At 53.4% G+C, this 11,018-nt stretch carries 11 protein-coding genes and 1 tRNA gene; 8 read left to right on the top strand and 4 right to left on the bottom strand.

What is annotated here, in order from left to right; translation table 11 throughout:
• Positions 1 to 1,224: 1,224 nt before the first annotated feature.
• Positions 1,225 to 1,578 carry a hypothetical protein gene (locus KI787_15245; GenBank protein MBV6631309.1) on the bottom strand — a complete coding sequence of 118 codons (354 nt, stop codon included), beginning with the start codon at positions 1,576 to 1,578 and terminating at the stop codon, positions 1,225 to 1,227.
• Here KI787_15245 and KI787_15240 point away from each other — a divergent pair.
• The 8 genes from KI787_15240 to KI787_15205 all read left to right on the top strand — a co-directional run bounded on the left by KI787_15240 (position 1,577) and on the right by KI787_15205 (position 7,775).
• Positions 1,577 to 2,296, top strand: coding sequence for a hypothetical protein (locus KI787_15240; protein MBV6631308.1), 720 nt, complete (start codon positions 1,577 to 1,579; stop codon positions 2,294 to 2,296). The genes KI787_15245 and KI787_15240 overlap by 2 nt on opposite strands.
• A gap of 527 nt (positions 2,297 to 2,823) precedes the next feature.
• Complete coding sequence (locus KI787_15235; protein MBV6631307.1) at positions 2,824 to 3,999, top strand: replication initiation factor domain-containing protein; 1,176 nt, start codon at positions 2,824 to 2,826, stop codon at positions 3,997 to 3,999.
• 12 nt (positions 4,000 to 4,011) lie between these two features.
• Positions 4,012 to 4,263 carry a hypothetical protein gene (locus KI787_15230; GenBank protein ID MBV6631306.1) on the top strand — a complete coding sequence of 84 codons (252 nt, stop codon included), beginning with the start codon at positions 4,012 to 4,014 and terminating at the stop codon, positions 4,261 to 4,263.
• 18 nt (positions 4,264 to 4,281) lie between these two features.
• Positions 4,282 to 4,560 carry a hypothetical protein gene (locus KI787_15225; protein MBV6631305.1) on the top strand — a complete coding sequence of 93 codons (279 nt, stop codon included), beginning with the start codon at positions 4,282 to 4,284 and terminating at the stop codon, positions 4,558 to 4,560.
• Positions 4,561 to 4,639: 79 nt separating this feature from the next.
• The gene (locus KI787_15220; GenBank protein ID MBV6631304.1) at positions 4,640 to 4,780 is read left to right on the top strand and encodes a hypothetical protein; all 141 of its coding nucleotides are present in this window, start codon (positions 4,640 to 4,642) and stop codon (positions 4,778 to 4,780) included.
• A gap of 165 nt (positions 4,781 to 4,945) precedes the next feature.
• Positions 4,946 to 6,211 carry a hypothetical protein gene (locus tag KI787_15215; protein MBV6631303.1) on the top strand — a complete coding sequence of 422 codons (1,266 nt, stop codon included), beginning with the start codon at positions 4,946 to 4,948 and terminating at the stop codon, positions 6,209 to 6,211.
• 1 nt (position 6,212) lies between these two features.
• The gene (locus KI787_15210) at positions 6,213 to 6,518 is read left to right on the top strand and encodes a hypothetical protein (protein ID MBV6631302.1); all 306 of its coding nucleotides are present in this window, start codon (positions 6,213 to 6,215) and stop codon (positions 6,516 to 6,518) included.
• Between the two features lie 93 nt (positions 6,519 to 6,611).
• The gene (locus tag KI787_15205) at positions 6,612 to 7,775 is read left to right on the top strand and encodes a hypothetical protein (protein MBV6631301.1); all 1,164 of its coding nucleotides are present in this window, start codon (positions 6,612 to 6,614) and stop codon (positions 7,773 to 7,775) included.
• Here KI787_15205 and KI787_15200 read toward each other — a convergent pair.
• The 3 genes from KI787_15200 to uvrB all read right to left on the bottom strand — a co-directional run bounded on the left by KI787_15200 (position 7,744) and on the right by uvrB (position 11,016).
• Complete coding sequence (locus KI787_15200; GenBank protein MBV6631300.1) at positions 7,744 to 8,775, bottom strand: tyrosine-type recombinase/integrase; 1,032 nt, start codon at positions 8,773 to 8,775, stop codon at positions 7,744 to 7,746. The two genes, KI787_15205 and KI787_15200, sit on opposite strands and share 32 nt — an antisense overlap.
• 94 nt (positions 8,776 to 8,869) lie before the next feature.
• Positions 8,870 to 8,946: transfer RNA gene (locus tag KI787_15195), tRNA-Val, on the bottom strand.
• Between the two features lie 57 nt (positions 8,947 to 9,003).
• A complete protein-coding gene (gene uvrB / locus KI787_15190) occupies positions 9,004 to 11,016 on the bottom strand; it encodes an excinuclease ABC subunit UvrB (GenBank protein MBV6631299.1) in 2,013 nt (670 codons plus the stop codon).
• Positions 11,017 to 11,018: the final 2 nt, after the last annotated feature.

Raw genomic sequence — 11,018 nt, 5'->3', positions numbered from 1 at the left:
GGGCCAGGGCCATGGATGGCCCTGGCAACCAACGACGCAGTTGTTGGTGCGAGTCCCTCCCGTACAAACGAAAATGCCTCCGCAAAGGGAGGCATTCAAGTGTTTGGTAGGCGCGATTGGACTCGACAAATGGGCCAGGATGGCCCATTTACGCGACCGCAGGGAGCCCGAAGGGCCAGGGCCATGGATGGCCCTGGCAACCAACGACGCAGTTGTTGGTGCGAGTCTTTCCCGTACAAACGAAAATGCCTCCGCAAAGGGAGGCATTTAAGTATTTGGTAGGCGCGATTGGACTCGAACCAACGACCCCCACCATGTCAAGAAGGGAGCCGCCCAACGAATTCATGGGCGTTTGTAAGTCATTGATAATAGGCGGCGAAGGGGCTTCATAGGGTTAAAAAAGAAAAATATTCGCGCTTTTTCTCGCGTTGGGTGGTTTTGGAGTGTCTCCATATTGGCACACGAGGGGTGATAGTACCCTGTAGCGGGTGTGTCCACAACTCTTTGAAAAGCCTCAAAAAAAGATTGATGGTGTCTGCTGAGTCTCGATGTCGGATGCTTTTCGGTGCCGTGCAGGTAGGCATCCTGGAGGGAAAACGAATATGTGCCGCGAATTTTTTAAGCGCGTTTACCCCCTGTTTTTCCTGTTTTGGCTCCTGTTGTGGGGGCCTCCATTGCGGTGTTTTTCCTGTTGCGGCCCCGTACTGACGTGCCGAGAGCCGCTGCGGCGCAGTGCGCCTTCGCTACCAGCTCCAAACGCCGATATATCGACGTTTTGCGGCTTCGGCTTCGCCTGCGCGCTACGCTTGCTGCCCCCTCGCCTTCGGCGACAAACCCTCTTTGAGGGCTTCGCTCGGCACGCCGTCGCAAAATTCCGGGGTCCCCTGCGCCCCAAAATTTCTTGACGGCTCCCGGCGCGTAAAATTCCGGGGTCCCCTGCGCCCCCAAATTTTCCACGCCTCGGCCTCCCTCGTCCTGAGCTGTGCTGCGCAGCCGCTCAGGATGCGTTGCACCCCCAAACAGGGTTTGTCTCCGACGGCGAGGGGGCAAAAACCCATCTTCGTTTTTTTCGTGTGCTAGTTGCGGCTAGTGCGCTGCACTTTTTGTTTCTTCGTATCTGTGTATTTCTGTACAGGTGTACCAAAATGTATCTGATACACGTGTACCAAAATGTACTGTACACATTGCTCGGGGTGTGCTTGCTCCTCGCGGTTCGGCGTCGTTTTATATTTCAGGGTAGATACCGTACTTGTGCAGCAACAACGCTGCTCCATTTATGAGTATCAACAATGTCAAATCAACAACGCGTCTTAACCAAAACCATCTCTTATCATTGTTCGCCTTCTGTTGCGGGTTTTGATGTATGGATTCGGCATGCGCTTCAAAACGGTAAAGAGGTAACCGAGCATTTTTCTTTTGATTGTGCTGCTGAGCCTTCGTTTTCTGATATTTACCCCAGGGCTGTTCAGCGTGTTTTAGACGAATACGGATTCGACTCGCCAGTTTTTGCGAGCGCTTTTCCTGAGCTTCAGTCATGAACGGGGAGAACACGCACGACATTGCAGAGCGTAAGCGCATGAACGTTGCCAATATGTGTTTTCACGCCGGTTCTATCACGCCTGCTCTTTACCGACAGTTTTTCGGCGGCACGCTTTCGAGCGCGCAGGAGTCTTTGCGCCGTCTTGTCCGCGCTGGCTTCCTTGAAAAAGCGTCGTCTACTGCATACGCGCAGTACATTCCGACTAAGACGCTTCTTGAATATGCCCACTCGCGTGGTGTTGATTGCTTGGCTTATCGCGGTCCAGGCGGGATAGCGACTCATGACATTCTTGCAATGCATGCTGCAATGCGTATCTGTGTTGAGTATCACCGCATTGGTCATTCCGTCCGTTTGGTTGGCCCGCGCTCTCCCGAGCTGTACCGCTACGACTTAAATCCGCAAGAGGAGGTGCGGCCTGACGCTATTGTGGTCCTGGGTAAGGGGTCGGCCGCTCGGCTTATTGCGATTGAACAGCAGCAATCGACTATCACGCGTGCGCGCATTCTCAACAAGCTCTCGCGCTATGTGATTCCCTTGCAGCGCTCTGAGCTAGATTATGTGTATATAGCGTCGACGCAGCGCGGAATTCTCAAGTCTTTCGACGTCGATGTAGAGCGTCTTCCCACTTTTTATGTCGACGTCCGGGGCGAACTCGTGCAGCGTCCTGTTGAGCGCTCCTGGCGCGCGTATGGCCAAGTTTCGGACCAGTATCGGCATTTGCATATGCACGACTTGCACGCGCTGTACTACGAATAGCCTGCCTGCTTTTGTTTGCGTATGTGCTTTTCGTTAGCAACAGATGCGCGAAAGACGCCGTAGGCGACGTCGCGCATGTTGCGTCGCAGTCTCAGCGTAAAAACGTCGCGAGGGTAGATACCGTCATTGCACACATGAAAACGGTTTCACGCAATGGCTTTCTTATCTGGTGTTCGAACTGATACGACACGACTTTACGACTGTTACGAAGAACTCTGCGCACGTGCAAAGCGCGACCCATCGAAGAGAAGCGAACACCTGAACCGTGCGCGGCATTTTGATTCCTTAGCGCGCGCAAATGATGCCGTCGCATCCGTTCTTGATCAGCTAAAGCCTGTAGCAGCGCCTGACGCTGTCTACTTAATCAAGGCTCCCGGCGGCTATCTCGACGCATCTGGCTCGGTCGTAGATGACCCTTTGTGCGCTCGACACTTTCGCTTTGACCAGCTCCCAGAGGGCTCGGTAGCTGTCCGCCGCTCGGTGAATATCAAGCCGTGATACCGGTTTGTGACAGTACGAGGTTTTTTATGAAAAACATTAATTGCACCCCCTGCCACGGGGTGGAAAATAACGAGGAAGCTATTCAGGACGCTGGTTCGCCACGTCCGCTTTCTTCTTGTTCAGCCAATCTCTCGGAGTCGGTCGCGGAAGATTCTTGCGACGCTTCCGAAGCTGGCCCGTTTAGTAATACGGGCCTAAATTCTAACCCCCTTTCCGCTTTTGTGGACTGGCTCGCTTTCACCCTGCCGACTGATGAAAACGCGTGCGATGGTGATAGCTGGTTTGAGTATCCCACTGAGCGTGACCAGGTTGGAGCCGCTGGCGTATTCGCCGGTGCGGCGGTTGAGGTCGTAAGTTCCGTTTTTGGCGTCCCAGTCTCAATGATGCCGAAAAAGGGTGGTCAGCTTGGGTATTTGTTCTCATACGAGCTCTATGCGCGAAATGTCTGTGTGGGTGTTCTCGCGGTCGGCGGGGCTTCTCAACGTGGCTCTGTATACGTCTCAATTACGGGTGACGGTTGCCGCATTTTGACCGATGACGCACCACTCTCTGAACTTGCCAAAAACCTGGAGCGTGTCTGCGCCCGGCTATCGCGTGTTGACGTCGCCGTAGATGACCATGAGGGTAAGGTTTTCAATATCCAATCCGCCCTGGATGCGCTTAAAACTGACGACTTCGTTTCTGGTCGTGGCCGAAAGCCCTCCGCGCGCCTTATAGACGATCTTGGTTCAGGTGACGGAAAGACCTTATACGTAGGCAGCCGTTCCGGTGGCAAGTTCTGTCGTATCTACGAGAAAGGCCGGCAACTTAAAGACCCCACCTCGCCTTGGGTTCGTTGCGAAATAGAGTTCAAGCGCTCCACAGGTCGGGAGCTTCCTTTTGAGCTTGTTTCAAACCCTGCGCGCTACCTATCCGGGGCGTACGCATACTTTTCCGGTGTGTCTGAAAATGCCACCCCAATTAAAACCACGCGAATAGTTCGCCAAAAAACTTATGCACGAATGGTAGAGCATGCACGCAGGCAGTGCGGTCGCTCCCTGCATGCAATCACGCTTTTGAACAATGGAGATTGGAGCGCCGTTCAACGAGAGGTTGTTCGGTGCGAATTACCAGCGGGGGTAGATACCCTACTTGTAGACGGTAAACCCGTTGACTTTTTTGCCGCAAACTTTGAACCCGAGCCAAAGCGGCAGGCTCAATAAATGAGAACCCTTATGAAAATTGAAATTACGAACCCCGAAGCCAAAACGATTAGTGGCCAGAACGATCGCGGCACATATTCGTTTTCCCTCCAGGATGCCTACCTGCACGGCACCGAAAAGTATCCGACCCCTTTCCAGGTGATGTTGCCTAAGGGTCAGACGGAGCCATTTGCGGTGGGAATGTACGACGTTGCGCCGGAGTCTTTTTATGTTGACCGCCGTGGCCGCCTGTCTTTTGCTCCTCGCCTGGTCCCTGTCAAATAACGGGCCTGGAGCGCATTAATGCTTGTTTATCTGTGCAACCTTGACGGCGCTGACGAAGCGCGAATAAACGTCAACGGTTCTATTTTTAACCCTGATAATCGCACTGTGCCTACTTGTGAAAATGGCCAGTGGTTTGACACATCAGTTCTTGTTGACGCTGCTGCACAGTTTGAGTTTTCGCAGATTGACCCCGTTGTCATTGCCCAGTTCTTTGGTTCTGGTTTTGTGCTTGTCGTCATGTTTCACGTGATAAGCATACTCGGGTCTTCAATTGTGAATTTAACAAAGCATTGGTGATACCGCTTCTTCATGGGGTTTATGAGTCTGGCCAATTCATGGGTCCTCCGATTATCACGGCCATATTGGAGTTTTCGAAATGGATTACACATCGATTCTCGCTGCAATTGACTACGCTGACGCTGTTGCCGGTATTGCCGCAGTGTTCCTGGGTATTGTCGGGTTTAACCTGGCTTGGTCCGGTGGCAAAAAGGTTGTTGGCCTCGTCAAGCACATCTAATGTGCATCCGTCGGGGGCGCTTGCGCCCCCCTCGGTTTAATCCACTCCAAAAAACATTATGGAACAGCTTTGGTTACTCGCATTCTTCTGTCTCGGCACCGGTTGCGGGCATATTGTTATGTCGCGCTTGCGCTAGCGTTATCCCCGTCAGCTTTCGCTCAGGTCTTGGACCCGCCGGGCGCTGGTAACGCGTCTTTCGACTGGTACGACAATCCTGTTTCATCCTATACCGGCGCTGATAACGCTTCAAACTTTTATCGGTCGCAAGGGTACACCGGCGGTATGTCCCTTTATTACCTTATTTTTAGGCAGGGCAGCGCATCCCTCGGCGAACCTTCTGCAAATATTCTTGGCGATTCGCTTTCATCCGCCATGTCTGGCTATGAGTCGTATGTATCTCAGAACTATCCCCAGGGCTGCACATATAGTAGCGGTTCTGTATCGGACAGGCGCGCTCTCATTAATCCGTTTTACTCGGAAACGTTTGTTTGTCGCTCTGCTGGGGTTAACAGGTCATGGACAGTTCATGCGCTTCCTATGCCTACAGGCTGTCTTCAGTTCGACACGTCACAGGTTGGGCAGGCGCGATGCACCGACTTCAATACTGAGCCCGAGCCCACCCCCACGCCAACGCCAACCCCTACACCGACCCCGACGCCTTCCCCTACGCCAGACCCCGGCACCGGTGGCGGCATCAATCCCGACAACAACACAACGGTGAACGGCAACCTTCACGGGTATATGTCCATGAGTCGCCCTGAGCCGCCGTACCCGACGCAATCGGGTTGTGCTCAGTACAACGGTAACGGTGCCGACAATTCTTCTCTGGAGTTCACGCAGCTTGTTGAGAACTGCAATGAGCAGGCCAATTGCGAGGTTCTGACGGTCGCACAGGCGGATGAGCGTTATTTTGATTATTGCGCTGACCCTCCGCAAGAGGACTTTTTTTGCCAATATTTCTGGTTCAAGGGCGATGATGGTTTTCCAAACACGCCGGACGACGTCTTTGTATCTCGCGCGGTTGGCAAGACCTTTGACCCTATTCAGTATTGTGGCGGCACTAATCTTAGTGAAGGTGATGGAACCGGCGAGGGTACTTGCGACCTGAAAGACCCCGAATGCGTGGGCAGCTTTGAAGGTGATTCTGCTTCAATAACTTTTGACAAGTCGGCTCCTGACCTTGAAGCCTCAGCATCTTCCGCTGTATCTCGCATTCAGTCTGCCCCCATTGTGGAGGCGCTATCAGGTATTGATTCTCACTTTTTTGGTGATTCGCAATGTCCAACATTTACACTTGACCTCCAGTTTTTTGGTACTACGCGAACTGTTGACGGTCATTGCGTTTATTTAGACCAGGCTCGGCCAATTCTTGCTACATACATGCTCGCCATTTGGTCATTTCTCGGCTTGCTTGTTTTTCTGAGGGCGTAGTATGGGTCGGCTATTTAACGGAATATGGGAAAAGATTCGCGGCGCTTTTGAAGCACTCTTTAACGCTCTTGCTGCTGCGCTCGAATGGCTGAAGGATGCAATCGCCGATACATTTCTGTCCGTAGCTGCAACGCTGGTTGAAGCTATCCCGGTGCCGGATTTCATTGCAAATATAACGAGTCTTCCAAAATTCCCGGCGGGTGTGACTTACATATCCGAGGTTTTTTTGGTTCCTCAAGGTTTTGCAATCATCTTTGCTGCTCTTGGCGCTCGTTTTATTCTGCGTCGTATTCCGCTTATCGGGTAGCGCAATGATTCCATTCTTCCCAGTGCTTTTCGTCTGTATTTTAATTGCTTTTTGGATAGGAATATCCGAGCTTCTACCCGGAAATAAATTCTAATGAGTATTACGGCTTACGTCGGTTTGCCCGGTTCTGGCAAGTCTTATAGCGCTGTCGCTTATGTCATCCTCCCAGCGCTTGAGGCCGGTCGTCCCGTATGTACAAATATACCGCTTAACCATTCCGAGATTCGCAAGAAATATCCTGATGCCGTTATTCATGAGCTAGATATTTCTGAGTTCGTTTTTGAGGCATCCCCGCGAAAGACCCTGCAAGAGGCTTGCCCTCCTGGTGCTGTTGTTGTCCTGGATGAGCTTTGGCGCTTGTGGCCGTCCGGCATGAAAACGAATATCGTTCCGGAGGATAACAAGAGCTTTTTGGCTGAGCATCGCCACCGCGTCGGCGAGGACGGCTTTTCTACCGAAATTGCTTTCATCACTCAGGATTGTGGCCAGCTTGCCGCATTCGCTCGCCAGCTTATCGAGCATACATACATCATGCAAAAGCCAACGGCGCTCGGCATTCGCAGTGGCTGCAATGTTGCTCAATACTTTGGGTGCGTTACCGGCCAGCGTGGTCCAAAAACGCAGTTCGTTCAGCAGTCATTTCTAAAGTACAAAAAGGAGGTATTTTCTCTTTACAAGTCGCATACCCAATCCAAGTCGAACGCGGCTGGTATTGAGATGTCCACTGACAAGCGTTCCACGATATGGAAGAGTCCCAAAATAATCATGTCCGGTCTCGCCTTGCTGCTTTTGCCTGTGTCCTGCGGCATGGTCAAGAACATTTTTTCGGGTGATGAAGCTGCGCCAGTTGTTGAGGTGCAAGACTTTCGCAGCGCTCCGGGTGTCTTCTCTCCAGTCATCACCGAGGATGCTCCGGCTTCTCCACCGCCTGAGCCTGTTCCAACCCCTGAGCCTTCCGCTGATTCTGTTGTTACTTTCAAGCCCGCCGCGCGTGAGAATGATGAGCAGGCAAAGTACCGTCTTGCGGGGTACGCGGGTGACTTGACCCAGGGCAGGGGCGTTGCTTTCATTGAGTTGAGAAGCGGCAGGCAAGTTCGCATACCGCTGTCCCACTGCGTCTCGACCGACTTGGGCCCCTCGTGCAATTACAAAGGTCATGTAGTCAACCACGATACAGGTCCGTGGCCGCCCAAGCAGGACGGCCCCCGTACGCTGGCTGACACTCTTATCCCAGGCTCGGACGCGTCTGCTGGTTGAGCTTGTTCAACATCTGTTTGGCGTCCCGTGCTCGCATGTAGTGTTCTAGGGAGCGATGGTCGCTGTTCCCCGAATACTCTTTGAGCTCTGCAAGTGGCAGCCCCTTCTCGCACGCTTTGGAGATTGCCTCAGCCTTGGTGTCGTGGAATGTTTGCCGTACGCCTGCGAGTTCTTTGCGTCGCCGCCAAGCGCTCTTAAACGCATCCTTGTTGCACGCAAATAGGCGCTTTTCTCCCGGCTCTCTGTCCAGCTTCATGACCTTCTGAACGATGGTCGCCGCTTCTTCTGTCAGCCATACATCGCGGGGCTTTCCGGGTTTTGTGTTCCGCAGGTGTATTCTCCGCTCTTCCAGGTGCACGTCTTCGAGCAGTATGTTTGTAATGTCTCCGCGACGAAGGGGGGTCGTTAGTGCCAGCTCGAACGCAGGTCCAATCCACGGGTTTTTGTTCTTCCGCTGCATGTGGGCGTCAGCTTCTCGTAGCTTCTGAACTGAGCTATCGTCCCAGCGCATGACCCTGCGCGTGTCGCTCGGTAGCTTGATGCGCCGCACTGCGTTCGGTATTTCGTATCCGTGGTCGAGTGCCCATGCGTACATGCCTTTAATCAGGCTGAGTTTCCGGCGAACTGTTCCGTCTCTGTTGCCTGCATTTCGCCACGCCTTCATGTGTGCGCGTATGTCGCTCTCGGTCGCTGCCTGTATCGGCATTTTTCCTAGTTTTGTTGTCTCCAGGCGTGCTAGCTCACTTTCGTAGTATCCGAGCGTAGATGGCGAAAGGTCTTCATGGCGGGCATCGATGTACATTCGCATCATCTCTGCGACCGATATGCCGCCTGTTGGCCGTGTGACGTGGTCCAACGCTTCTTTGTCTAGCTTGGTTTCCTGCTCTCTCGCCCACTGCAGAGCGTCTTTCTTCGAGCGGAAAGTTTTGCTGATATTGCGTCCTTTTCGGCGGATGCGAACCGTGTAGGTACCGTTTTCACGTTTTTGAATAGATGACATTGACTGTCTCCAGATTGGAACAAGGGAGGGATTCCCCTGTCTGCCGTCTATTCAATTTTTCACCCAAGTTATTGATGAGTCAATAATTTTTGGGTGGTAGGCGCGATTGGATTCGAACCAACGACCCCCACCATGTCAAGGTGGTGCTCTAACCAGCTGAGCTACGCGCCTGCGTTGGCAAGCCGAGCATTGTACTGAGCCGGGGCAAAAGCTGCAAGGGGTTTGTGCTCAGGCCCGATGTAATGCCAGTTCACGGACCTTGGCGATCTCATCGCGTTTGGCCGCGGCCTTTTCAAATTCTAGGTTCTGAGCAGCGTCCAGCATTTCTTTCTCTAGACCTTTTAGCAGCTTGGCGAGCTTGGCAGGCGGCATGGTCTGGTAGCGCGCGGCTTCCTCGGCAACCGCCTCTTGGCCTTCAACATCTTCGTAGCCAGCGTGCATCACATCTTGGATGGCTTTGACGATGCCCTTGGGCGTAATGCCGTGTTCCTCATTGAAGTCCAGCTGCTTTTGCCGGCGTCGCTCAGTTTCATCAAGCGCGCGCCGCATGGATCCCGTGATTTCGTCGGCGTAGAGAATGGCGCGACCATTGAGGTTACGCGCCGCCCGGCCAATTGTTTGGATGAGTGAGCGGTCAGAGCGAAGAAAGCCTTCTTTGTCGGCATCGAGTACGGCTACCAATGACACTTCTGGAATGTCTAGGCCCTCGCGTAACAAGTTGATGCCAACAACGACATCAAATACGCCTAGCCGAAGGTCGCGAATGATTTCGGCGCGCTCAACCGTATCGATATCTGAGTGCAGGTAGCGTACTTTGACACCGTTTTCATGCAGGTAGTCGGTGAGTTGTTCGGCCATGCGCTTGGTGAGTGTTGTGACCAACACCCGTTCGCCTTTATCGCTGCGAATGCGAATCTCGCCGAGCAAGTCATCTACTTGGCCCGTCACTGGGCGGATATCGACAATGGGATCGACCAAGCCGGTGGGGCGCACCACCTGTTCGACCACCTGGCCGGCATTTGCTGCTTCATACGGGCCGGGGGTGGCAGACACAAATATGGTTTGTGCAGTGAGTCTCTCGAACTCCTCAAATTTGAGAGGGCGGTTATCGAGCGCTGATGGCAAGCGGAAGCCATATTGAACCAGGGTCTCCTTGCGTGAGCGGTCCCCCTTGTACATGGCGCCAATCTGGGGAATGGTCACATGAGATTCGTCGGCAATGAAGATGGCGTCCGCAGGGAGATAATCGAGCAAGCAGGGCGGAGCTTCGCCCGGTGCACGGCCACTCAAATAGCGGGAGTAGTTTTCGATGCCGTTGCAATAACCCAACTCTTGGATCATCTCCAGGTCGAAGTTGGTGCGCTGCTCAATCCGCTGAGCTTCGAGTAGCTTGCCGTCTTTTTGGAAGCTGGCTATGCGCTCCTGGAGTTCGACTTTAATATTCTCCAGCATGTCTTCCTGACGCTGGCGCGTGGACACGTAATGCGTTTTGGGGAATACGGTGAAGCGGGGCACGCGGCGTTTGATCTGGCCGGTGAGCGGGTCGAATAGGGCGATGCTGTCAATCTCGTCGTCAAAGAGCTCTACGCGCACGGCCTCGGCTTCTGCTTCCGCTGGGAAAATATCCACCACATCGCCACGCACCCGGAAGGTACCGCGGGCCAGGGCGATGTCATTGCGGGTGTACTGCAGATTGGTGAGTTGAGCGAGTAGTTCACGTTGCTTCAGGCGTTCCCCGGTGCGAATGTGCAGCACCATTTGGAAGTAGCTTTCAGGGTCACCCAGGCCGTAGATGGCCGACACCGATGCCACAATGATGGTGTCGCGGCGGGTCAGAATGGACTTGGTTGCGGAGAGTCGCATCTGTTCGATGTGATCATTCACCGAGGAGTCCTTCTCAATGAAGGTGTCGGATGAGGGAACGTAAGCCTCGGGCTGGTAGTAGTCGTAGTAAGACACGAAATACTCCACAGCGTTATGGGGGAAAAACTCTTTGAACTCCCCATACAGCTGCGCAGCCAAGGTCTTGTTCGGCGCCATGATCAGCGCAGGACGCTGCACTTCGGCGATCACATTGGCAATAGAGTAAGTTTTTCCCGATCCGGTTACTCCGAGGAGGGTTTGGTGGGTGAGGCCGTCGTTCAGCCCGTTCACCATGCCTTTGATGGCATTGGGTTGATCCCCTGCTGGAGCCCATTCTGCGACCAGCTCAAAGCGGTCTGGGTTTGCCGATTCCGTCATGA

This window comes from Oceanococcus sp. HetDA_MAG_MS8, from assembly GCA_019192445.1.
Classification (GTDB): Bacteria; Pseudomonadota; Gammaproteobacteria; order Nevskiales; family Oceanococcaceae; genus MS8.
This window is presented reverse-complemented; position numbering and strand designations above follow the sequence as displayed.

Coding starts and splice junctions, on each gene's coding strand:
- KI787_15230 (MBV6631306.1), top strand. CDS start 4,012: ATGAAAATTGAAATTACGAACCCCGAAGCCAAAACGATTAGTGGCCAG.
- uvrB (MBV6631299.1), bottom strand. CDS start 11,016: ATGACGGAATCGGCAAACCCAGACCGCTTTGAGCTGGTCGCAGAATGG.
- KI787_15200 (MBV6631300.1), bottom strand. CDS start 8,775: ATGTCATCTATTCAAAAACGTGAAAACGGTACCTACACGGTTCGCATC.
- KI787_15240 (MBV6631308.1), top strand. CDS start 1,577: ATGAACGTTGCCAATATGTGTTTTCACGCCGGTTCTATCACGCCTGCT.
- KI787_15245 (MBV6631309.1), bottom strand. CDS start 1,578: ATGCGCTTACGCTCTGCAATGTCGTGCGTGTTCTCCCCGTTCATGACT.
- KI787_15225 (MBV6631305.1), top strand. CDS start 4,282: ATGCTTGTTTATCTGTGCAACCTTGACGGCGCTGACGAAGCGCGAATA.
- KI787_15235 (MBV6631307.1), top strand. CDS start 2,824: ATGAAAAACATTAATTGCACCCCCTGCCACGGGGTGGAAAATAACGAG.
- KI787_15205 (MBV6631301.1), top strand. CDS start 6,612: ATGAGTATTACGGCTTACGTCGGTTTGCCCGGTTCTGGCAAGTCTTAT.
- KI787_15220 (MBV6631304.1), top strand. CDS start 4,640: ATGGATTACACATCGATTCTCGCTGCAATTGACTACGCTGACGCTGTT.
- KI787_15210 (MBV6631302.1), top strand. CDS start 6,213: ATGGGTCGGCTATTTAACGGAATATGGGAAAAGATTCGCGGCGCTTTT.